20 protein-coding genes are annotated in these 21693 nt (G+C 65.4%); 3 read left to right on the forward strand and 17 right to left on the reverse strand.

The annotated features are described in order from the left end of the window. Positions 1-48: 48 nt before the first annotated feature. The 3 genes from IP91_RS24005 (at position 49) to IP91_RS24015 (ending at position 4001) form a co-directional block, all read left to right on the forward strand. Positions 49-1350 carry an MFS transporter gene (locus IP91_RS24005; protein ID WP_145652762.1) on the forward strand — a complete coding sequence of 434 codons (1302 nt, stop codon included), beginning with the start codon at positions 49-51 and terminating at the stop codon, positions 1348-1350. Positions 1351-1365: 15 nt separating this feature from the next. Beyond that, positions 1366-2124: a GDSL-type esterase/lipase family protein gene (locus IP91_RS24010; RefSeq protein WP_145652765.1), complete on the forward strand. Its 759-nt coding sequence runs from the start codon at positions 1366-1368 to the stop codon at positions 2122-2124. A 230-nt stretch (positions 2125-2354) separates the two neighbouring features. Beyond that, complete coding sequence (locus IP91_RS24015; protein ID WP_145652767.1) at positions 2355-4001, forward strand: DUF4394 domain-containing protein; 1647 nt, start codon at positions 2355-2357, stop codon at positions 3999-4001. A 34-nt stretch (positions 4002-4035) separates the two neighbouring features. Here the strand turns inward: IP91_RS24015 and IP91_RS24020 are convergent, their stop codons facing one another. The 17 genes from IP91_RS24020 to IP91_RS24100 form a co-directional block, all read right to left on the reverse strand. Further along, positions 4036-4737, reverse strand: coding sequence for an anti-sigma factor (locus IP91_RS24020; protein ID WP_145652769.1), 702 nt, complete (start codon positions 4735-4737; stop codon positions 4036-4038). Next, positions 4734-5279: a sigma-70 family RNA polymerase sigma factor gene (locus IP91_RS24025; protein WP_145652771.1), complete on the reverse strand. Its 546-nt coding sequence runs from the start codon at positions 5277-5279 to the stop codon at positions 4734-4736. The genes IP91_RS24020 and IP91_RS24025 overlap by 4 nt, the downstream gene beginning before the upstream one ends. A gap of 83 nt (positions 5280-5362) precedes the next feature. Then, positions 5363-6142 (reverse strand): enoyl-CoA hydratase, encoded by a 780-nt coding sequence (locus tag IP91_RS24030; RefSeq protein ID WP_145652773.1) that lies wholly within the window; start codon positions 6140-6142, stop codon positions 5363-5365. Positions 6143-6218: 76 nt separating this feature from the next. After that, positions 6219-7415 carry an acetyl-CoA C-acyltransferase gene (locus IP91_RS24035; RefSeq protein ID WP_145652775.1) on the reverse strand — a complete coding sequence of 399 codons (1197 nt, stop codon included), beginning with the start codon at positions 7413-7415 and terminating at the stop codon, positions 6219-6221. Positions 7416-7428: 13 nt separating this feature from the next. Next, positions 7429-9828 carry a 3-hydroxyacyl-CoA dehydrogenase/enoyl-CoA hydratase family protein gene (locus IP91_RS24040; RefSeq protein WP_145652777.1) on the reverse strand — a complete coding sequence of 800 codons (2400 nt, stop codon included), beginning with the start codon at positions 9826-9828 and terminating at the stop codon, positions 7429-7431. 17 nt (positions 9829-9845) lie between these two features. Continuing rightward, on the reverse strand, positions 9846-11636 hold the full coding sequence (locus IP91_RS24045; protein ID WP_145652779.1) for an acyl-CoA dehydrogenase C-terminal domain-containing protein: 1791 nt from the start codon (positions 11634-11636) through the stop codon (positions 9846-9848). Positions 11637-11722: 86 nt separating this feature from the next. Further along, on the reverse strand, positions 11723-12310 hold the full coding sequence (locus IP91_RS24050) for a TetR/AcrR family transcriptional regulator (protein ID WP_145652863.1): 588 nt from the start codon (positions 12308-12310) through the stop codon (positions 11723-11725). 288 nt (positions 12311-12598) lie between these two features. Further along, positions 12599-12982 (reverse strand): RNA-binding S4 domain-containing protein, encoded by a 384-nt coding sequence (locus tag IP91_RS24055; RefSeq protein WP_145652781.1) that lies wholly within the window; start codon positions 12980-12982, stop codon positions 12599-12601. Beyond that, a complete protein-coding gene (gene clsB, locus IP91_RS24060; protein ID WP_145652783.1) occupies positions 12975-14138 on the reverse strand; it encodes a cardiolipin synthase ClsB in 1164 nt (387 codons plus the stop codon). The genes IP91_RS24055 and clsB overlap by 8 nt, the downstream gene beginning before the upstream one ends. Before the next feature lie 13 nt (positions 14139-14151). Further along, complete coding sequence (locus tag IP91_RS24065; protein WP_145652785.1) at positions 14152-14961, reverse strand: endonuclease/exonuclease/phosphatase family protein; 810 nt, start codon at positions 14959-14961, stop codon at positions 14152-14154. Positions 14962-15036: 75 nt separating this feature from the next. Next, positions 15037-15495 (reverse strand): dihydroneopterin triphosphate diphosphatase, encoded by a 459-nt coding sequence (nudB, locus tag IP91_RS24070; RefSeq protein WP_145652787.1) that lies wholly within the window; start codon positions 15493-15495, stop codon positions 15037-15039. A gap of 257 nt (positions 15496-15752) precedes the next feature. Next, positions 15753-17558 carry an aspartate--tRNA ligase gene (gene aspS, locus IP91_RS24075; protein WP_199754734.1) on the reverse strand — a complete coding sequence of 602 codons (1806 nt, stop codon included), beginning with the start codon at positions 17556-17558 and terminating at the stop codon, positions 15753-15755. Between the two features lie 41 nt (positions 17559-17599). Beyond that, the gene (locus tag IP91_RS24080) at positions 17600-18187 is read right to left on the reverse strand and encodes a DUF502 domain-containing protein (RefSeq protein WP_145652867.1); all 588 of its coding nucleotides are present in this window, start codon (positions 18185-18187) and stop codon (positions 17600-17602) included. Between the two features lie 16 nt (positions 18188-18203). Then, entirely contained in the window at positions 18204-18518 is a 315-nt protein-coding gene (locus IP91_RS24085) for an FmdB family zinc ribbon protein (protein ID WP_145652789.1), read from the reverse strand. Between the two features lie 192 nt (positions 18519-18710). Beyond that, positions 18711-19328, reverse strand: coding sequence for a methyltransferase (locus IP91_RS24090; RefSeq protein WP_145652790.1), 618 nt, complete (start codon positions 19326-19328; stop codon positions 18711-18713). Then, complete coding sequence (ubiB, locus tag IP91_RS24095) at positions 19329-20897, reverse strand: ubiquinone biosynthesis regulatory protein kinase UbiB (RefSeq protein WP_145652792.1); 1569 nt, start codon at positions 20895-20897, stop codon at positions 19329-19331. Continuing rightward, positions 20897-21583 carry a ubiquinone biosynthesis accessory factor UbiJ gene (locus IP91_RS24100; protein ID WP_145652794.1) on the reverse strand — a complete coding sequence of 229 codons (687 nt, stop codon included), beginning with the start codon at positions 21581-21583 and terminating at the stop codon, positions 20897-20899. The genes ubiB and IP91_RS24100 overlap by 1 nt, the downstream gene beginning before the upstream one ends. Positions 21584-21693: the final 110 nt, after the last annotated feature.

Consider the following 21693-nt stretch of genomic DNA (forward strand, 5'->3'; position numbering starts at 1 on the left):
CCCCGGCATCGCCCCGCACCACAACTACAAGATATCGGAGACAAGGGCATGAATACCAAGAAGGGTTTGCGCTGGCTGGTCATCTCGCTCGTCGCGGCGGCCACCATCATCAACTACATCGACCGCTCGGCACTGGCCGTGATGTGGCCCGGCATCGCGGCCGAGCTGGGCCTGGACAAGCGCGACTACGCCAACATCATCACGATCTTCCTGGTCGGCTATGCCGTGGGGCAGACGCTGTTCGGCAAGATCTTCGACGCGTTCGGCACGCGCATCGGCTTCCTGCTGTCGATCGCCGTGTGGTCGGTGTCGATCGGGCTGCATTTCGTCGCCCGCACGGCGCTCTCGTTCGCGCTGTTCCGGGCGCTGCTGGGCGTGGGCGAGGCGGGCAACTGGCCCGGTGCCACCAAGGCGATCGCCGAATGGTTCCCCGTCCGGGAGCGGGCGTTCGGCCAGGGCATCTTCGGTGCCGGCGCCTCGGTCGGCTCGATCATCGCGCCGCCGCTGGTGGCCTTCCTGTATGCCTTCGTCGGCTGGAAGAGCACCTTCATCCTGATCGGCGCACTGGGCTTCGTGTGGATCGTGCCGTGGCTGATCGTCTACAAATCGGGGCCGGACCGGCATCCGTGGATCACGGACGAGGAACGCCACTACATCCTGGCCGGCCAGGGGCCCGTGCGCGTGGAAGCGCAGGAATACGTGCCCACGCTGGGCCAGCTGCTGCGCCATCGCCAGAGCTGGGGCGTGATCGCCGCGCGCTTCTTCATCGATCCCGTGTGGTGGCTGTTCGTGGGCTGGCTGCCGCTGTACCTGAATGAGAAGTTCGGCTTCGACGTCAAGCAGATCGGCCTGTTCGGCTGGGTGCCGTACGTGGGGGCCGGCATCGGTGCGCTGCTGGGCGGCTGGTTCTGCGGCCGGCTGCTTGCGCGCGGCTGGCCGGTCGACCGGGCCCGCAAGTGCGTCATCGCGCTCGGGCTGGTGGTGATGTTCCCCGCCCTGCTGCTGACGGCGGTGGCCGACACGCCGCTGTTCGCCGTGCTGTCCATCGCCGTGATCCTGTTCGGCTTCCAGGCCGCGATCACGAACATCCAGACGCTGCCCAGCGATTTCTTCTCCGGCCGCACGGTCGGTTCGCTGGCCGGCATCAGCGGCACGGCCGCCGTGCTGGGCGTGATCGTCTGCATGCAGCTGGTGCCCGTGCTGACGGCCGGCGGCAACTACACGCCCTTCTTCGTGCTGGGCGCCGCGCTGGTGCCGCTGGTGTTCCTGTCGATCTGGCTGGGCGGCCGCGTGGAACGGGTGCGCCGTGCCACGGCGGCCACGCCGGCGCGCCTCCATCCCACCCTCTGAACAAGGAGATCCTCGATGCATTTCACGACCATCCGCCGCCTGCTGTTCGTGCTGGTCCTGGCCAGCTGCCAGGTCGGCGCGCAAACGGCCAATCCGAAAGAAGATCCGTCCCAGCCGTTCCCGAAACAGGACGACGGCAAGTTCCTCAAGAAGCATGGCGTCAACCTGGCGCGCGCGAAGAGCGGTCCGGTGGGCCTGCTGTTCCTGGGCGATTCGATCACGGACAACTGGCGCAAGGCGCCCCATATCTGGGAGGCGTACTACGGCAAGTACCAGCCCGCCAACTTCGGCATCGGCGGCGACCGCACGCAGCACGTCATCTGGCGCATCGAGCATGGCGAGCTCGATGGCATCGCGCCGAAAGTCACGGTGCTGATGCTGGGCACGAACAACAGCCTCGATTACAGTGCCGCCGAGATCGCCGCGGCGGACCGCAAGATCATCGGCATGGTCCGCGCCAGGCTGCCGCACACGAAAGTGCTCCTGCTCGGCGTGTTCCCGCGCGGCCCGCGCGACCGCTTCGGCGGTCCCGTCACCCCGGCGCTGGTGGCGGAGGCGGAGAAGCGGATGGCCACCATCAAGGCCCTCAACGCCGAGCTGGCGAAACTGGACGACGGCAAGACCGTGCGCTACCTGGACATCTCGCACGTGTTCCTGGGCCAGGACGGCCGCATCCCGAACGCCATCATGCCGGACCAGCTGCATCCGAATGCCGCCGGCTACCAGCTGTGGGCCGATGCGATGCAGCCGCTGCTGGAGGAGATGATGCAATAAGAGCGCTTGCGCGGATGTCGAACGGCTGGCAGCGCGAGGTCGCACCATGCGATGCACCGGTGCGCTGGCGCTGCACAGCAGCAACACTGCAGGATCGCCACTGGCGCCACAGCCTGATCGAAAAAAATTTGCGTCCTGCTGCATCCAAACGGCCCTCCCCCGCGTAGTACAGGGACCAACATCGCCGATCCGTCAGCTGTTGAGCCCCATAACACTACCGAGGACCCACCATGACTGCACCGAATTTCCCGAAACTCGTTCTTCTCTCCTCGATCGCCCTGGCGCTGTCCGCCTGCGGCGGCGGCAATTCCAGCGACGAAGGCATCAAGCCCGTGACGCCCACGCCGGGCGTGCCGGTCGTGACGGCGGGCGACGTGTTCGTGCTGACCGCGTCGAACAAGCTGGTGTCGTTCAACCGCGAGACGCCGGGCACGGTGCGCACCACCCTCGCCATCACCGGCCTGCAAGGCGGCGAGAACCTGGTCGGCATCGATTTCCGCCCGGCAGACGGCAAGCTGTATGGCGTGGGCTCGACGGGCCGCGTGTACACCATCGACACCGCCAGCGGTGCAGCGACGCTGAAGTCCACGCTGGTGGCGGACAGCGCCGACACGACGGCACCGTACACGGCGCTGGCCGGCACCGACTTCGGCGTGGACTTCAATCCGGCCGCAGACCGCCTGCGCATCGTCGGCAGCACGGGCCAGAGCCTGCGCATCAATGTGGACACGGGCGCCACGACCACCGACGGCAACATCAACGGCGGCGCGGCCACCACGGCCATCACGGCAGCGGCCTACACCAACTCGTTCGCCGGCACGGCCAGCACGACCCTGTACTCGATCGACACCGTCAATGACACGCTGTACGTGCAGAACCCGCCGAACAACGGCACGCTGACGACGCCGGTCACGCTGGGCTTCGACGCGGGCAGCGCCAACGGTTTCGACATCGATGCGCGCACGAACATGGGTTATGCAGTGGCGACGGTCGGCAGCGCCCGCAACCTGTACAGCATCAACCTGACGGCGACCAGCAATGCCGGCACGCTGGTCGGCGCACTGGGCATCACGGAAGACGTGCGTGGCATCGCGCTGCGCCCGGCCGCGACGCCGATGGTCTATGGCCTGACGGACGACAACCGCCTGCTGGGCTTCAAGGTGGCCACGCCGAACACGATCGACAGCACCGTTGCGGTCACGGGCCTGGCCAGCGGCGAAACGCTGCTGGGCATCGACTACCGGCCGAAGGATGGCCTGATGCACGGCCTGACGTCGACGGCGCGCATCGTCACCATCGACCCGGCCACCGGCGCAGCCACCGTCAAGGCCACGCTGGCCGCCGATGCGGCCGACACCACGGCGCCGTACACGGCGCTGGGCGGCACCTCGTTCGCGGTGGACTTCAACCCGGTGGCGGACCGCCTGCGCGTGATCGGCAGCACGGGCCAGAGCCTGCGCATCAACGTGGACACGGGCGCGACGACGACGGACGGCGCCATCAACCGCGCCAGCGGCCCGGCCACCGTCATCGCGGCGGCCTACACCAACAGCATCGCCGGCGCGACGGCCACCATGCTGTACGACCTGGACAGCACCAGCGACGTGCTCGCGCTGCAGAATCCGCCGAACGACGGCACGCTGGTCAATGTGGGCCCGCTGGGCATCGATATCGCGGGCACCGGCGCGATGGACATTGCCGGCGGCGCCAATGGCCTGGTGCTGGCAGCCCTGCGCACGACGACGACGGGTGCCAGCACGCTGTACCGCATCGACCTGGCGACAGGCACGGCAACGCCGGTGAATGGTGCGGCCACGCCGGCCACGTCCGCGATCGGCACGGTGGCCCTGCGCGATATCGCGATCGCGATCAAGTAAGAAGCAAGAAGTAACGTGACGGCGGCTGCCGCCGTCACATCGACTTGACGGCCCGGCCGATGTACAGGATCGGGCCCGTCGGGCGGCCGATCGGCGAGCCCTGCTCCGGTTCCAGCGTGATCTCGAACAGCTGGTTCGGCTGCAGCGGCGGCAGCTTGTCCAGCCGCACATCGACCGGTTGGCCGGCCTGCACCAGGCCCAGCGACACGGGACCCTTCCAGCCATCGGCCTTCGTCCACAACTGGAGCGCGCGATGTGCCGGCACCGCCGTGCGCACCAGCGGTTCCAGATGCAGCGAGTTGCGGCCCGATGCGCGGATCACCCAGCCCGGTGCCATGTTCTGCGGCGCAGCCAGCACCACCATGTAGCCCTGTTCCACAGGTGCCTGCACGCGCACGCCCACCACGACTGCCATGATGGCCGCGGCTGCGAAGCCGCCTGCTGCCAGGCCACGCCACAAGGTCAGCCTGTCCCACCAGCGGGTGGCCGGTACGGTGTTTGCACGCGCGGGCGCGGGCTGCAGGCTGCGTTCGATGCGCGCCCACAACGAGGGCGATGGCGTGACGGGTTCGGCCAGCGTCGTCAGCGGCAGCAGCCGCTGTTCCCAGTACTGCACGGCGGCGCGCAGTGCGGCATCGTGCGGCAAGGCGCGCTCCACGTCGCGGCGCTCGGCAGCCGATAGCGTGCCGAGCACATACTCGCCGGCCAGGTCTTCAGGATCGCGGACCGGGTTCATACCATGCACTCCCGCAGCGCGCTCATGCCGCGCTTGATCCACGCCTTGACGGTCCCCAGCGGCGACTTCAGGCGCTCGGCGATCTCGCTGTGCGAACAGCCGTCCACGTACGCAAACAGGATGCTGTTGCGCTTGGCCACGTCGAGCTGCGTCAGGCAGTGCTCGAGGCGGCCCAGGTCCTGGCGCAGCTCGAACGCGTCGGCGATATGGGCGGTATCGATGGTTTCCATGACTTCTTCGTCGACCGGCACTTCCCGGCCGTCATTGCGGATGCTGTCCAGCGCCTGGTAGCGCACGATGCTGTAGATCCAGCCGCGCCCTGCACCGCGGCCGGCATCGAACGTGTTCGCCCTGGTCCAGATGCTGACGAACGCGTCGTGCACCACATCCTCCGCCGCCTGCCGCTCGCGCACGATGCGCAGCGCCACGCCCAGCAGCCGCGGGGCCTCCTGGTCATACAGCCGGCGCAGGGCCTGGCGGTCGCCGCGGGCACAGGCACCCAGTGCTGCTTCGTAATCGAATTCGTCAGGTGCGATGGGCAAGGCGGTCCGCTGGAAAAGTGGGGGGCGCGGCGATTATATAGGGATGAGGCAGGCGCGGCGCACGCACCGCGCCTGCCGGTCCATCAACCGCACTTCGTGAAGTCGGGTTTGCGCTTTTCGAAGAATGCGGCAAACGCCTCCTGCGCCTCGGCACCCTGCAGCATCTCGGCAAACAGGCGGCTTTCGGTGGCAATCGCTTCTTCCAGCTGGGCCTTGCGCGAGGCGGTCATCAGGCGCTTCGTCGTGCGGATCGAGTTGGCGGGCAGCGCGGCCAGTTTGGCGGCCTGCGCGCGCGCATGCGTCAGCAGCTCGATCGGCGCCACGACCTTCGAGACGATGCCCATGTCGTAGGCTTCCTGCGCCGTGAACGGCTCGCCCAGCATCAGCTTCTCGGCCGCGCGGGCATGGCCGCCGGCCACCGGCATCAGCAGCGACGAACCGAACTCCGGGCACAGGCCCAGCTGCGTGAACGGCACGGAGAACTTGGTGCTGTCGCTGGCGTAGACCAGGTCGCAGTGCATCAGCAGCGTGGTGCCGATGCCGATCGCCAGGCCGCCGACGGCTGCGACGACGGGCTTGGCGGAACCGGACAGCGCGCGCATGAACTGGAACACGGGGCGGTCGCCGAACGCCACGCCGTCGTTGGCGCGCGTGGTCTTCATGAAGTCTTCCAGGTCGTTCCCGGCCGTGAAGAGCTCGGGCTGGCCGGCGATCAGGATGGAGCGTACTTCGTTGTCCGTCTGCGCTGCGTTCAGTGCATCGGCGAGCGTCTGGTACATCGCGGACGTGATCGCGTTCTTGCGTTCGGGGCGCTTGAATTCCAGCGTGAGGATGCCGGCGGCCTTGCTGACGAGGATGTCCATATTGTCTCCTGTTGTAAATGATGAAGGGCGCCGGGATGTGACTCCGCGGCGCCCTCCTGTTCGCTGCTGCGTAAAGTTACACGCGTTCGATGATGCCCGCGGCGCCCATGCCGGCACCCACGCACATCGTGACCATGCCGTACTTCAGGTTGTTACGGCGCAGTGCGTGCACGACGGTCGCGGCGCGGATGGCACCGGTGGCGCCCAGCGGGTGGCCCAGCGCGATGGCGCCGCCCAGCGGGTTGACCTTGGTCGTGTCCAGGCCCAGGTCGCGGATCACGGCCAGCGCCTGTGCGGCGAAGGCTTCGTTCAGCTCGATCCAGTCCAGCTGGTCCTGCGTGATGCCGGCGGCGGCCAGCGCGGCGGGGATCGCCACCTTCGGACCGATGCCCATGATTTCCGGCGGCACGCCGCGCACGGCGAACGACGAGAATTTGGCCAGCGGCGTCAGGTTGTGCTCGCGCAGGATCTTCTCGGAGACGACGATCAGCGCGCCCGCGCCATCGGACATCTGCGACGACGTGGCCGCCGTCACGGTGCCCTTGGCGGCGAAGACGGGCTTCAGCTTGGCCATCGATTCCATCGACGCATCGGCACGCGGGCCTTCGTCGGTGTCCACGGTGCGCTTGCTGACCTTGATCTCGCCGGTGCGCAGGTCCGGCGTGCGGGTGACGATTTCCACCGGCGTGATCTCGTCCTTGAAGTGGCCGGCCTGCTGGGCGGCGATGGCGCGGCGGTGCGACTCGAGGCCGAACGCATCCTGGTCTTCGCGCGAGATCTTCCACTGCGTGGCGACCTTCTCGGCCGTCAGGCCCATGCCGTAGGCCAGGCCCACGTTCTCGTCCTTGAACGTTTCCATGTTGATGGACGGGTGGTGGCCCATCATCGGCACCATCGACATCGATTCGATGCCGCCGGCGATCATCACATCGGCTTCGCCGACGCGGATGCGGTCCGCCGCCATCGCCAGCGCGGTGATGCCGGAGGCGCAGTAGCGGTTGACGGTCACGCCGCCCACCGTGTTCGGCAGGCCGGCCAGGATCACCGAGTTGCGGGCGATGTTGAAGCCCTGCTCCGCTTCCGGGAACGAGCAGCCGATGATCGCATCGACGATCAGTGCCGGGTCCAGGTTCGGTACCGCGGCCATGGCACCGCGCAGGGCGTGCACCAGCAGGTCGTCCGGACGGGTCTTGTTGAACATGCCGCGCGGCGCCTTGCCGATCGGGGTGCGGGTGGCGGCGACGATGTAGGCGTCTTGAAGTTGTTTGCTCATGTTGTTTTCCTAATCAGTTGCGCACTGGTTTGCCGGTCTGCAGCATGCCCATGATGCGTTCCTGCGTCTTCGGATGGTTCAGCAGCTCGAGGAAGGCTTTACGTTCCATGTCCAGCAGCCACTGTTCGGAAACCACGCTGCCCTGGTCGATATCGCCGCCGGAGACGATCTCCGCGATCATGTCGCCCAGCTTGTAGTCGTGCGCGGAGATGAAGCCGCCGTCGCGCATGTTGACCAGCTGGCCGCGGATCGTGCCCCAGCCGTAGCGGCCCGTCACGGTCACGGGACGCTGCAGCGGTGCGCGGTAGCCCGCATCGAACATGGCGCGCGCAGTCACCTTGGCCACGTGCAGCAGTTCATACGGGTTGAAGACGATGATGTCGTCTTCCTTCAGGTAGCCCATCGCTTTTGCTTCCAGCGCGGACTTCGACACGTTCGCGGTGGCCGCATTGGTGAAGCCCACCTTCAGGAATTGCAGGATGTCGTTGCCCTTCGCTTCCCTGGCGGCGCGCACGGCCGCTTCCTTCAGGCCGCCGCCGGCCGGGATCAGGCCCACGCCCACTTCCACCAGGCCGATGTAGGTTTCGATCGATGCGACACGGCGCGACGCATGCAGCGCCATTTCGCAGCCGCCGCCCAGCGCCAGGCCTGCCACGGCAGCCACCACCGGCACGTTCGAATACTTCATGGCCATGAACGTATCCTGCAGGTCGCGGATCAGCGGTTCCAGTGCCTTCGCGCCGCCGGCCATGAAGGCCGGCAGGGCCGATTGCAGGTCGGCGCCGGCCGAGAATGCGCCGCCATCGGCAGCATCCGTGCCCCAGATCACCAGACCCTTGTAGTTCGCTTCCGCTTCCTTCAGGCCGCGTTTCAGGCCGTCGATGACGCCCTGGCCGATCACGTGCAGCTTCGTCTTCAGCGAGATCACCAGCACGTCGTCGCCGCCATGCCACAGGCGCACGGAGTCGTCCTCGAACACGGTGGTGCCGGCCTTGGCCGGGTCGGCATCGCCGGAACCCAGCACCGGGGCGCGGAACGCCTGGCGGTTGTACACCTCCAGCGTGGAGCGCGGCACGTAGGTGCCGGACTTGGCCGAGTACGAACCTTCCGGCGTGTGCACGCCTTTCTCGGCGAGCTTCTCGTCGAAGACCCAGGCCGGCAGCGGCGCATCCGTCAGCGCTTTACCGGCATCGATGTCTTCCTTGACCCACTCGGCGATCTGCTTCCAGCCGGCGGCCTGCCACGTTTCGAACGGGCCCACTTTCCAGCCGAAGCCCCAGCGCATCGCGAAGTCCACGTCACGTGCGTTGTCGGCGATCGTGTCCAGGTGGTAGGCGATGTAGTGGAACGCGTCGCGGAAGATCGCCCACAGGAACTGGCCCTGCGGGTTGGTCGATTCGCGCAGCGCCTTGAACTTCTTGACCGGGTCCTTTTCCTTCAGGATGCGGGCGATGATGTCCGCTGCCTTGCCACCGCCGGCCACGTATTCGCCGCTGGCGAAGTCGAGGCGCTGGATGTCCTTGCCGACCTTCTTGTAGAAGCCGCCGCCCGTCTTCTGGCCCAGCGCGCCCTTTTCGATCAGCTTCGCCAGCACGTCCGGCGTTTTGTACACGCTGAAGAACGGGTCGTCCTTCAGGTTGTCCTGCATCGTCTTGATCACATGGCCCATCGTATCCAGGCCCACCACGTCCGCGGTGCGGAACGTGCCGGACTTGGCGCGGCCCAGCTTCGCGCCTGTAAGGTCATCGACCACGTCGACCGACAGCCCGAACTTCTCGGCTTCGTGGATCGTGGCCAGCATGCCGAAGATGCCGACGCGGTTGGCGATGAAGTTCGGCGTGTCCTTCGCACGCACGACACCCTTGCCCAGCGCGGACGTCAGGAACGTCTCCAGCTGGTCGAGAATCTCGGGGCGCGTGGCTTCGGTCGGGATCAGTTCCACCAGGTGCATGTAGCGCGGCGGATTGAAGAAGTGCACGCCGCAGAAGCGCGCCTTCAGGTCCGCGTCGAAGCCCTGCGCCAGCTGCTCGATCGGCAGGCCGGACGTGTTCGATGCGAAGATCGCGTTGGCGCCGATGTGCGGGGCGACCTTCTTGTACAGGTCGTGCTTCCAGTCCAGGCGCTCGGCGATCGCTTCGATGATCAGGTCGCAGTCGGCCAGCTGGTCAAGGTTGTCTTCGTAGTTGGCGACCTGGATCAGCGCGGCATCTTCCTTGTCGCCCAGCGGGGCCGGCGACAGTTTTTTCAGGCCTTCGATGGCCTTCAGCACGATGCCGTTCTTCGGCGTGCCCTCTTTCCCAGGCAGGTCGAACAGCACGACCTGCACCTTGGCGTTCACGCAGTGGGCGGCGATCTGCGCGCCCATCACGCCGGCGCCCAGCACGGCGACTTTTTTGACGGTGAAATTACTCATGTTGGTCCCTTAAACTGTTAGAACAGATCGGCGTCGAGCGCCATCAGGTTCGCGGCGCCGGAGCGGGCCTGGCGGATCAGCATCGCCGTTTCCGGGTACAGGCGGGCGAAGTAGAAGCGCGCGGTCTGCAGCTTCGCTTCGTAGAACTTGTCGCCAGAGTCCTGTTTCGCCAGCGCGATCTGCGCCATCTGGGCGAAGAAGTAGCTGTACACCAGGTGGCCGGCCACGCGCAGGTAAGGCACGGCGGCGGCGCCCACTTCGTCCGGATTCTGGAAGGCCTTCATGCCGATTTCCATCGTCAGCTTCGTCAGCTTGTCGCCCAGGTCGGCCAGCGGCGTGATGAACTCGGACATGGCTTCGTCGGTACCGTTGTCTTCCACGTAGGCGCGGATCTTCTCGCCGAACTTGCGCAGCTTGGCGCCGTTGTCCATCAGGATCTTGCGGCCCAGCAGATCGAGCGACTGCACGGTGTTCGTGCCTTCGTAGATCATGTTGATGCGCGCATCGCGCACGTACTGCTCCATGCCCCATTCGGCGATGTAGCCGTGGCCGCCGTACACCTGCATGGCTTCCGAGGTGGCGATCCAGCCGTTGTCGGTGATGAAGGCTTTCACGATCGGCGTGAGCAGCGCCACTTCGTCGGCCGCTTCCTTGCGCACTTCTTCGTCCGGGTGGTTCAGTTCACGGTCGATCTGCAGGGCCACGTAGCTGGTGAACGCGCGGCCCGCTTCGGCGTAGGCTTTCGCGGTCAGCAGCATGCGGCGCACGTCCGGATGCACGATGATCGGGTCGGCTGGCTTGTCCGGTGCCTTCACGCCCGACAGGGAGCGCATCTGCAGGCGGTCCTTGGCGTAGACCAGCGCGTTCTGGTACGCGACTTCGGTCAGGCCCAGCGACTGCATGCCCACGCCCAGGCGGGCCGCGTTCATGAACACGAACATCGCGTTCAGGCCCTTGTTCGGCTGGCCGATGATCCAGCCCTTCGCGCCGTCCAGGTTCATCTGGCAGGTGGAGTTGCCGTGGATGCCCATCTTTTCCTCGATGGCGCCGCAGAAGATCGGGTTGCGCTCGCCGACGGAACCGTCGGCGTTCGGCAGGAACTTCGGCACCAGGAACAGCGAGATGCCCTTGGAACCTTCCGGTGCGTCCGGCACGCGGGCCAGCACCAGGTGCAGGATGTTGTCGGCCATGTCGTGCTCGCCGGCGGAGATGAAGATCTTGTTGCCGGTAATCGTCCAGGAACCGTCGTCGTTCGGGATCGCCTTCGAGCGCAGCAGGCCCAGGTCGGTACCGCAGTGCGGTTCGGTCAGGCACATCGTGCCGGTCCATTCGCCCGAGACGAGCTTCGGCAGGTAGGTCTTCTTCTGTTCTTCCGTGCCGTGTTCCTTCAGGCACTCGTAGGCGCCGTGCGACAGGCCCGGGTACATCGTCCAGGCCTGGTTGGACGAGTTCAGCATCTCGTAGAACGAATTATTCAGCACCACCGGCAGGCCCTGGCCGCCGTATTCGGGATCGCATGCCAGCGCGGCCCAGCCGCCTTCGACATACTGTTTATACGCTTCCTTGTAGCCCTTCGGCGTGGTGACGGTCTTCGCTTCCGCGTCGTGGTGGCAGCCTTCGCGGTCGCCGGAGTGGTTCAGCGGGAACAGCACTTCCGAGGTGAATTTCGCGCCTTCCTCGAGCACTGCGTTGATGATCTCGGCATCGGTCTCGGCGTGGGCCGGCAGTTCCTTCAGGTGCTCTTCCACCTTGAGGAACTCATGCAGCACGAATTGCATATCCCGGATTGGCGCGACGTATTGACCCATGTTTATCTCCTGACGACTTGAACTAAGTTATTGAACGATTCGGAAGTGACAGGCTCGTGACCTGCCGCATTGAAACTGGTGCTGCATTAAGGCTGGTAATTTTCGATCAGGCGGTTGAAGCCCACGGTGGCCCGCTCGACGGCGCCGGGAATGCGCAGGAAGCGGGCATCGTGATGCACGGCCAGGATCAGGCCATACGTCTCGTACACCAGCTGCTGGGCATCGATGCCCGCCTTCAGGTGGCCGCATTCGACGGCCTGCTCCGTGGCGCGCAGCAATGCGGCCTGCCAGGCCCCGACCATCGCCACCAGCGCCTCGCGGATCGGGCCCGGGCGGTCGTCATACTCGACAGCGCCGCTGATGTAGATGCATCCGGAGGCGATCTCGATCGACACGCGCTTGACCCAGTGCGCGAACATCGCGCGCAGCCGCGGCAGGCCCCGTTCTTCCTTGATGCTGGGGTAGAAGACCTCCTGCTCGAAGCGGCTGTGGTAGAGCTTCAGCACTTCCAGCTGCAGGTCCTCGCGCGAACCGAAGTGCGCGAACACGCCCGATTTGCTCATGTTCATCCGGTCCGCCAGCAGGCCGATGGTCAGGCCTTCCAGCCCGTCGCGGCTGGCCAGGTCGAGTGCCACGTCCAGGATGGCAGCGCGGGTCATCTCGCCCTTGCGCATGAATTTAGTCGAGGTATTGATGGCTAGAGTACTCACTTGGGCATCCGGCTTCGGGAGAAATAGGAACCTGATTCTCGCCCGCCGCCCCTGCTTCGTGTGGAAAAAATTACGAACGCTCGTACTATTATCCAGTGGTGGATAAATGTCAAACCTGATTGTTAGAGGTGGCGTTCTATTTTGACGAAGCGGCTTGCGCCCGCAAACGCAGGGGGCGAGAAAATGGGGACAGACCCCATTTTTCGAGAAAGATTTCCAAAAAAATGGGGTCTGTCCCCATTTTTCGGGAAACTATTCGCCGTGATCGAGCTGGTCGCGCACGCGGCGGTCGCGCTTGGTGGGGCGGCCCTTCAGGTCGGCGGCCGGCTCGGTGAACAGCTTGCGCCGCTCCTGCTCCTTGGCGCGGCGCGCCAGCGATTCCTCGCTCTCTTCGTACAGCGTGCGGGCGATCGGGGCGCCCTGCCGCTGGTCCGAGAGGCCCACCACCAGCACATCCCATTCGTCCGAGCCGTTGTCGATGTGCAGCCGCTCGCCCAGCTTCAGCAGGCGCGCGGGTTTGATGCGGTCGCCGCCGAGCTTCACCTTGCCGCTGTCGATGGCGTCGATCGCCAGGTTGCGCGTCTTGAAGAAGCGCGCCGCCCACAGCCATTTGTCGATCCGTACACTCTCAAGCATATTTACCTACCGCGAAAATGCGCATCAGCGTCCGGTACACCACGTAGGCGATCTCGTAGCCGATGCGGCGGAAGCGGCCGACGTGCTCGTACTCGTGCGGGAACACTTCCACGCCTTCGGACACGGCCATCTCGATATGCTTGCGCAGATCCCTGGCAAAGGCGGCATCCTTGATCACGACATTCGCTTCCTGGTTCAAGAACAGGCTCAACCCATCTACATTGGACGAGCCCACGGTGGCCCACTCGTCGTCGATGACGGCCACCTTGGCATGCAACTGCGTCTTGCGGTATTCCAGCAGCCGCACGCCGGAGGCCAGCAGCTTCGGATAGAAGGAATGGGCGACGGCATCCTGCAGCCAGTGCTCGCCCACGCCGATCAGCAGCACCACGTCGACGCCGCGCTGGGCCGTCTGCGACAGCGCCCGGCGGAACTTGCGGCCCGGCGCGAAATACGGATTCGCCAGCAGCACGCTTTTCTTGGCACGCCCCAGCGCCTGCAGGTAGGCCTTCTGAATGGTATGGCGGTTGCGCAGGTTGTCGCGCACCACGAAGCCGGCCTGCACGGACGGTTCGTTGGCCGCCTTGTTGGCACGCCGGGTTTCCTTGTACAGGTGGTAGCGCTGCGCCAGCGGCATGTGCCCCAGGCGGCGCCACTGGGCGACGGCCTCGCGGTGGATCGCCGACACCAGCGGCCCCTTCACGGCCACGGCGAAGTCCCAGCGCGGCGCGCACAGCGCAATGCTGTGGTCGTAGTCGCAGAACATGTCGTCGTTGATGTTGATGCCGCCGACAAAGGCGACGCAGCGGTCCACCACGCAGATCTTGCGGTGCGTGCGCGTGATGCCGCGCCGGAACCAGGGGTTGAAGATACGGTGCTCGACACCTGCCTCGAGCAATTGCGCATGCATGCGGTTGGAACGGGCGTTGCCAGTGCCGAACCAGTCCGTGATCACGCACACGGTGACGCCCCTCTGAGCCGCCCGCATCAGCGCGGCCAGGATTGCCTGGCCGGTCTCGTCATCGGCAAAGATATACGTTTCGAAATACACGTCGTACTGCGCGGCATCGAGCGCTTCCACCAGGGCGGGGAAGAATTCGGTACCGCAGTGCAGGAGCTTGACTTCGTTATCGGCAATGAACTCGACGGAACGCATACCTGCCAGGACGCTAGGCCAGTTTCAGGGTCGCCACGATCGGCGCATGGTCGGACAGCTTGGCCCACAACGGGCCATGCAGGACCTCTGCCGATTCTACCTTGAAGCCGCGCACATAGATGCGATCGAGGCGGAAGAAGGGCAAGGCGGATGGGAAGGTGCGGGCCGGACGGACGGCAGCCTGCCGCCGCGCCAGGGTACGGACCAGGTCGCCCAGGCTGGAGCGGGAAGCCACTTCGTCGAACACCTCCACCACTCCCAGCGCCTTGCGCAGTTTGGCGCTGAGGGTATTGCGCCAGTCATTGAAATCGCCGGCGATGATCACCGGTTCGCCGTTCGGGGCGGACAGCCTGACCGCCTCGATCAGCGCATCGACCTGCCGCACGCGGCTGCGTTCGAACAGGCCGAGGTGGATCACGAAGCAGTGCACGGCGCCCTGCGGCGTCTCGACGACGGAGTGCAGGATGCCGCGCTTTTCATAGGCATGATCCGAGATATCGGTATTGGTCCATTTCTGGATCGGGTAGCGCGACAGCAGCGCGTTGCCATGGTGGCCATGGTCGTACTGCGCGTTCAGGCCATACACCGACTGGTGCGACTCGCCGGCAAAGAATTCGTGCTGGCTGCCGGTGGGCCAATGGCGCGTGCCGTGGCGCTCTTCGCCATACAGCGCGGCGATGCGGTCGTGCTGGCCCTGCACTTCCTGCAGGAAGATCAGCTCCGCATCAAAGCACTCGATGGCCTGCTTCAGCGCGACCACCCGCGGCTTGCTGCGGTAGGAAACGCCCTTGTGGATGTTGTAGGTGGCGACTTTGATCTTCATGCAATGATTCTAGCCCCAAGCTGGATTCTTTTCTCGCGGCAATCGTGCGCGGGGGACACGATTGCAGGCCGGCCTTCAGCGGCCCAGCACGCGGGGCAGCTGCAGCACCGCTTCGGCATTGGAACTGCTGAAACACTTGTCGGCCGCTTCCAGGTAGGGCAGCCACACGTGCGCCGTGTGCTCGCGCGGCGACAGCAGGATGGGAATATCGCGCGGCACTTCCACGCTGAACACGTGCTCCGTGTTGTGCGTGACGCCGGGCGCATAACGGTGCCGCCAGACGGGATAGATCTCGTAGACGTTCGACAGGTGCCAGTCGCGGAGAACGATGCGTTCGCCATCGGCGACGATGCCCGTCTCTTCGAATAGCTCGCGCGTGGCCGTGGCGGGCAGTGGCTCGTCGGGTGCATCCAGCGAGCCCGTGACGGACTGCCAGAAGCCGGGATTGCCGGCCCGCTCGATCAGCAGCACCTCCAGGTCGGCGGTGTGGATGACGACGAGGACGGATTCGGGGATTTTGTAGGGTTTGGTCATCGGTGGGCGATGTCGCAAAGGGCGGCTGCGCCGGGGTTTCTTGATGTCGCAAGCGGCGGCTGCGTCGCAGGGTCTGTCCCCGGTGTTTGCCGGCGACACCGGCACGCCAGGGAAAACCGGGGTCAGTCCCTGATGCTGCCGGCAACTACGGATACATGACCACTTACCGGGGCGGTACGGCGATCCGGCAGACCCCAGGCATCCGCCGCAGGTGTAAAAAAGGGCGCCTGCAGCGCCCTTTTCTCCATCAGCGAAACTCAGCCAGCCACTTTCGGCTCGGCCGCGCGCAGGCGGATGTGCAGCTCTTTCAGCTGCTTCTCGTCCACTTCCGACGGCGCATGCGTCAGCAGATCCTGGGCGCGCTGCGTTTTCGGGAACGCGATCACGTCGCGGATCGAATCGGACTTCGTCATCAGCGTGACGATGCGGTCCAGGCCGAACGCCAGGCCACCGTGCGGCGGCGCGCCGTACTGCAGCGCGTCCAGCAGGAAGCCGAACTTCAGGCGCGCTTCGTCCGGGCCGATCTTCAGTGCGCGGAACACCTTCGACTGCACGTCTTCGCGGTGGATACGGATCGAACCGCCGCCCAGTTCCCAGCCGTTCAGCACCATGTCGTAGGCCTTGGCGATGCAGGCGCCCGGGTTGGTTTCCAGCAGGTCCTCGTGGCCGTCCTTCGGCGCCGTGAACGGGTGGTGCGTGGCGGTCCAGCGATCGTCTTCCTCGTCGTATTCGAACATCGGGAAGTCGATCACCCACAGCGGTGCCCACACGTCGTCGAACAGGCCGTTCTTCTTGCCGAACTCGGAGTGGCCGATCTTCACGCGCAGCGCGCCGATCGCGTCGTTGACGACTTTTGCCTTGTCAGCGCCGAAGAAGATCAGGTCGCCGTCTTCGGCGCCCGTCAGTGCCAGGATCTGCGCCAGCGCTTCGTCGTTGATGTTCTTGACGATCGGCGACTGCAGGCCGTCACGGCCCTTGGCCTTCTCGTTGACCTTGATGTAGGCGAGACCTTTCGCGCCATAGATGGCGACGAACTGGGTGTACGCGTCGATTTCCGAACGCGGCATCTCGGCGCCTTTCGGTACGCGCATGCCGACCACGCGGCCGTTCGGCATGTTCGCGGCGGCGGCGAAGACCTTGAAGTCGACGGACTTCATCACGTCGGTCAGTTCGGTGAACTGCAGCTTGACGCGCATGTCCGGTTTATCGGAACCGTAGGAGCCCATCGCTTCGGAGAAGTTCATCACCGGGAACGGGTTCGGCAGGTCGATGGCCAGCGTGTTCTTGAACACCTTGCGGATCATGTCCTCGAACAGGTCACGGATTTCCTGCTCGCTCAGGAACGAGGTCTCGCAGTCGATCTGCGTGAATTCCGGCTGGCGGTCGGCGCGCAGGTCTTCGTCGCGGAAGCACTTGGTGATCTGGTAGTAGCGGTCGAAGTTGGCGACCATCAGCAGCTGCTTGAACAGCTGCGGCGACTGCGGCAGCGCGAAGAACTGGCCGGCGTTCACGCGGGATGGCACCAGGTAGTCACGCGCGCCTTCCGGCGTGGACTTGGTCAGCGTTGGCGTTTCGATGTCGATGAAGCCCAGGTCGTCCAGGTACTTGCGCACTTCCATCGTCACCTTGTAGCGCAGGCGCAGGTTGTTCTGCATCTGCGGGCGGCGCAGGTCCAGCACGCGGTGCGTCAGGCGGGTGGTTTCGGACAGGTTGTCGTCGTCCAGCTGGAACGGCACGGCCACGGACGGGTTCAGCACTTCCAGTTCCGAGCAGATCACTTCGATCTTGCCGGACTTCAGGTTGCTGTTCACGGTACCGGCCAGGCGGTCCTTCACCACGCCGGTGACGCGCAGGCAGAACTCGTTACGTACGGCTTCGGCCACCTTGAACACTTCGGCCTGCTCGGGATTGCAGACGATCTGCACCAGGCCTTCGCGGTCGCGCAGGTCGATGAAGATGACGCCGCCGTGGTCGCGACGACGGTGCACCCAGCCGCACAGGCTGACGGTCTGGCCCAGCAGGGCTTCGGTGGTGAGGCCGCAGTAATGAGTACGCATTGACATGGTTGATTCTCGATTCAAGTTGATTTGTTTTATTCGGGCGTTTAGTCGGGCGCTACCACGCCCATCGATACGATGTACTTCAGGGCGGCATCGACGGTCATGTCGAGTTCCACCACCTTGTCGCGCGCCAGCATCAGGAAGAAGCCGGAGGTCGGGTTCGGCGTCGTGGGCACGTACACGCTCACATAGTCTCCCACCAGGTGGTTTTTCACGTCGCCACCCGGCACGCCGGTCAGGAAGCCGATGGTGTACGAATCCGCGTGCGGGTACGGGATCAGCACGGCCTTGCGGAACGCGTTGCCGGACGACGAGAACAGCGTGTCCGACACCTGCTTCACGCTGCCGTACAGCGAGCTGACGACGGGAATGCGGTTCAGCAGCCGTTCCCACTGGCGCAGCACGAAGTTGCCGATCAGGTTGTTCGCCAGCAGGCCGACGATGAACACGATCAGCAGCGTCAGGATGGCGCCCAGCCCGGGAATGTCGAAGCCGAACAGCGTGTGCGGCTGCCAGCGTTCCGGCACGAACAGCAGCGACTGGTCCAGCGTGCCGATGACGAGGTTCAGCACCCAGGCCGTGATCGCCAGCGGCACCAGCACCAGCAGGCCCGTGAGGAAGCACTTGCGGATCAGGCTCATCGGCGGCTTACTTCTTGTCACCGGTGCCGGTCGCGGCCGCCACGGTTGGCGTCGCCGGCGTTGCTCCAGACGGGGCCGATTCCGTCGCCGCAGGGGCATCGCTCCTGGCACCGCTGGCCACGCCGGTGGCCGGCGCATTGCCGCCCCGGAAATCGGTCACGTACCAGCCCGTGCCTTTCAGCTGGAAGCCGGCCGCCGTCACCTGCTTCTTGAAGCTGGACTGGCCGCAGGAGGGGCACACGGTGAGCTGCGGATCGGAGATCTTCTGCAGCACATCCTTGGCAAAGCCGCACTCCTCGCAGCGGTAGGCATAGATAGGCATTCTTACTCCGCGAAAAACATCAAAAACCCTGCATTATAAAGTGTTTTGGCGGGAACTATGGGATTTGGGCAGGATGATGACTGATGGGCCCGTGTCAGCTAGGGTCAGGCACCGTGACACGGGTTCAACAGCAGAGCGACAGCTGAGCCCGTATCATGGTGCCTGGCACCATGACACGGGCTCGACAGTGTATTAGCGGCGGCGCCACTCCAGCCAGCGCTCGCGGCCGGCGAAGACGGGCAGCGAGTCGGTGACGGCTTCGTCGGCGGCCAGCGTGAACCAGGGGGCGAGCAGCGCGTCGAGCTGGCTGCGCTCGATGGCGAACGGCGGACCGGATTCGGTGGGACCGAGGAAGAAGTAGCCGGCCAGCAGGCCACCGGACGGCAGCAGCTCGGCCCAGCGCCGGGCGACATCCGGCCAGCGCTCCGGCGTCAGCGCGCACAGGAAGGCGCGCTCGTAGATGACGTCCAGCGGCTTTGGCGGCTGATAGGTAAAGAAGTCGGCCTGGACGATGCGCTCGGGCCAGCGCCGCACCACCTGGTGTGCGCGGGCGATGGCTTCCGGTGCGAAGTCGACGGCCGTGGCATCCCAGCCCGCCTCGCCCATCAGGTCCAGCTCGTAGGCGGAGCCGGCGCCGGGGATCAGCGCCACCGGCGGCCTGATCGAGGCATCGACCGCTGCATCGGCGGCCGCCACCAGGCGGCGCAGGCGCTCCGGGATGCCGCCCTTGTCCCAGGGCGTGAAGCTTTTCGTGAAGCGCTCGTCCCAGAACGCGGGAGACAGCGGGTCGCGGTGCGCGAAGTCGGTCATCTACAGGGCTCCATGCCAGCGCAGCCAGGCCTGGAAACCCACGGCGCCGGCCGCGAATGCGCCAACGAAATAGACAAAGAAGCTCAGCATCCGGTTGGTGCGGCGCTGCTCGTCGGCGAGCTCGCGCAGCAGGCGGTTGGTGCTGTCGTCGCGTTCCCCCAGCCGTGCCAGCGCCTGGTGCGCCAGCCGCGGCAGCTGCGGCAGGATGTGCGAGTAGCGCGGCGCCTCGGCCTTCAGCTTGTCCAGCAGGCCGCGCCAGCCCACCTGCTCGGACACCCAGCGCTCCAGGTGCGGTTTCGCCGTCTTCCACAGGTCCAGGTTGGGATCGAGCACGCGGCCCATGCCTTCCACGTTCAGCAGCGTCTTCTGCAGCAGCACCAGTTGCGGCTGCACTTCCACGTTGAAGCGGCGCGAGGTCTGGAACAAGCGTAGCAAAATCTGGCCGAACGAGATGTCCTTCAGCGGCCGGTCGAAGATCGGCTCGCAGCAGGCGCGCACGGCCGCTTCCAGCTCGTCGACGCGGGTCTCCTTCGGCGCCCAGCCCGATTCGATGTGCGCCTCGGCCACGCGCTTGTAGTCGCGGCGAAAGAACGCCAGGAAGTTCTGCGACAGGTAATCCTTGTCGTAGTCGTTCAGCGTGCCCACGATGCCGAAGTCCAGCGCGATGTAGCGCCCGAACGTTTCCGGCTCGATCGACACGAGGATGTTCCCCGGGTGCATGTCGGCATGGAAGAAGCCGTCGCGGAACACCTGCGTGAAGAAGATCTCCACGCCGTCGCTGGCCAGCTTCTTCATGTCCACGCCCGCCTCGATCAGCCGCTCGATCTGCGACACGGGGATGCCGTGCATGCGCTCCATCGTGATCACGCTGCTGGAGCAGTAGTCCCAGAACATCTCCGGCACCATCAGCAGGTTCGATTCGGCGAAGTTGCGGCGCAGCTGGGCGGCGTTGGCGGCCTCGCGCATCAGGTCCAGCTCGTCGTGCAGGTACTTGTCGAACTCGCCGACGACTTCCTTCATCTTGAGGCGGTGGGCATCCTTCCACACGCGGTTGATGAAATCGGCGGCCAGGTGCATCAGCGCCACGTCCTCGTCGATCAGCTTCTTCATGCCCGGGCGCAGCACCTTGACGGCCACCTGCGTGCCATCGGGCAGTACGGCAAAGTGCACCTGCGCGATGGAAGCAGAAGCGACCGGCACGCGTTCGAAGCGGGCATACAGCTGGTCCGGATGGGCGCCCAGCGAGCGCTCGATCTGGGCGATGGCCAGGTCGGAATCGAACGGCGGCACGCGGTCCTGCAGCTTGGACAGTTCCAGCACGATGTCGGGCGGCACCAGGTCGCTGCGGGTGGACAGCACCTGCCCCAGCTTGACGAAGATGGGGCCCAGCTCTTCGAGCGCCATGCGCAGGCGGATGGCGCGCGGCGTCGACAGGTTGCGCCAGAAAAATGCGGTATCGAGGAAGCGGTTGATGCCCGGCCTGTCGAAGCCGGAGATCGCGATCTCGTCGAGGCCATACTTGACGAGCACACGCAGGATCTTGATCAGGCGAAGGAATTTCAGGATCATCAGGTTTCCGTGGTGGGCGCCGGGCCGCTGTGCTGGACGGCAGGCGCCGGGGCGCTTCCCTTCAGGTTCTTTTCCACACGCTCCAGCCGCTTGGCGAAGCGCTCGACATCGTCGCGCAGGCGCGTCACATCGCTGGCGAAGCTTTCGGTCGTGCTCGGACGCACCAGCACCGGATTCTCTTCCAGGAAGTACTCGGCCACGTTCTCGGTGAACTTGCGGTGGCCCTGCTGCAGCGAGGCAAAGGCCGCCTTTGCGCCATCGACGAGCCGCACGGCCGCGACCGGTCCGAACAGCTTTTCCAGGTCGTGCTCGGCTTCCCAGCGCAGCGACTGCGACAGCCGCGAGATGGCGTTGGCGAATTCGGCATCGCCCTCGATCTGCACATACGAGAAGGCGCGCTCGCGGTTCCGGGCGATCAGCGGCAGGTCGGACAGCTTGACGCGGATGGTGACGGCGGCGGCCTGCGCGGCATCGGCGGCCTCCACCATGCCATCGGCCGCCACGCGCAGGCGCAGCTCGGCCGGCGACGCATCGATGCGGGCGACCTTGCCGGCAAACTGCTTCAGCTCGCCACGTGCCCACGGCTCCTGGGCCAGCAGATGGTTGATCGTGGCAGCGGCGGGCGTGCTCAAGCTGGGAAGCCCGGCCGACAGCCCGTCGGGCAACGGGATAGGGAATGGAAACATGTCTCTGGGGCGCAATCTGGCGGACGCAAAAAACAAAACCGCCCGGAACCATTCCGGGCGGTCTCGATCTTACCAGTTTGCAGACGGTTAACCGTGTACGGCTTTTAACA

This window comes from Pseudoduganella lurida (genome assembly GCF_007830455.1).
Taxonomy (GTDB): Bacteria; Pseudomonadota; Gammaproteobacteria; order Burkholderiales; family Burkholderiaceae_D; genus Rugamonas; species Rugamonas lurida.

What these genes read in the sequence shown, in the direction of transcription:
- IP91_RS24005 (WP_145652762.1), top strand. Translation starts at nt 49, where the DNA reads ATGAATACCAAGAAGGGTTTGCGCTGGCTGGTCATCTCGCTCGTCGCG.
- IP91_RS24010 (WP_145652765.1), top strand. Translation starts at nt 1,366, where the DNA reads ATGCATTTCACGACCATCCGCCGCCTGCTGTTCGTGCTGGTCCTGGCC.
- IP91_RS24015 (WP_145652767.1), top strand. Translation starts at nt 2,355, where the DNA reads ATGACTGCACCGAATTTCCCGAAACTCGTTCTTCTCTCCTCGATCGCC.
- IP91_RS24020 (WP_145652769.1), bottom strand. Translation starts at nt 4,737, where the DNA reads ATGAACCCGGTCCGCGATCCTGAAGACCTGGCCGGCGAGTATGTGCTC.
- IP91_RS24030 (WP_145652773.1), bottom strand. Translation starts at nt 6,142, where the DNA reads ATGGACATCCTCGTCAGCAAGGCCGCCGGCATCCTCACGCTGGAATTC.
- IP91_RS24035 (WP_145652775.1), bottom strand. Translation starts at nt 7,415, where the DNA reads ATGAGCAAACAACTTCAAGACGCCTACATCGTCGCCGCCACCCGCACC.
- IP91_RS24040 (WP_145652777.1), bottom strand. Translation starts at nt 9,828, where the DNA reads ATGAGTAATTTCACCGTCAAAAAAGTCGCCGTGCTGGGCGCCGGCGTG.
- IP91_RS24045 (WP_145652779.1), bottom strand. Translation starts at nt 11,636, where the DNA reads ATGGGTCAATACGTCGCGCCAATCCGGGATATGCAATTCGTGCTGCAT.
- IP91_RS24050 (WP_145652863.1), bottom strand. Translation starts at nt 12,310, where the DNA reads ATGCGCAAGGGCGAGATGACCCGCGCTGCCATCCTGGACGTGGCACTC.
- IP91_RS24055 (WP_145652781.1), bottom strand. Translation starts at nt 12,982, where the DNA reads ATGCTTGAGAGTGTACGGATCGACAAATGGCTGTGGGCGGCGCGCTTC.
- clsB (WP_145652783.1), bottom strand. Translation starts at nt 14,138, where the DNA reads ATGCGTTCCGTCGAGTTCATTGCCGATAACGAAGTCAAGCTCCTGCAC.
- IP91_RS24065 (WP_145652785.1), bottom strand. Translation starts at nt 14,961, where the DNA reads ATGAAGATCAAAGTCGCCACCTACAACATCCACAAGGGCGTTTCCTAC.
- nudB (WP_145652787.1), bottom strand. Translation starts at nt 15,495, where the DNA reads ATGACCAAACCCTACAAAATCCCCGAATCCGTCCTCGTCGTCATCCAC.
- aspS (WP_199754734.1), bottom strand. Translation starts at nt 17,558, where the DNA reads ATGTCAATGCGTACTCATTACTGCGGCCTCACCACCGAAGCCCTGCTG.
- IP91_RS24085 (WP_145652789.1), bottom strand. Translation starts at nt 18,518, where the DNA reads ATGCCTATCTATGCCTACCGCTGCGAGGAGTGCGGCTTTGCCAAGGAT.
- IP91_RS24090 (WP_145652790.1), bottom strand. Translation starts at nt 19,328, where the DNA reads ATGACCGACTTCGCGCACCGCGACCCGCTGTCTCCCGCGTTCTGGGAC.
- ubiB (WP_145652792.1), bottom strand. Translation starts at nt 20,897, where the DNA reads ATGATCCTGAAATTCCTTCGCCTGATCAAGATCCTGCGTGTGCTCGTC.
- IP91_RS24100 (WP_145652794.1), bottom strand. Translation starts at nt 21,583, where the DNA reads ATGTTTCCATTCCCTATCCCGTTGCCCGACGGGCTGTCGGCCGGGCTT.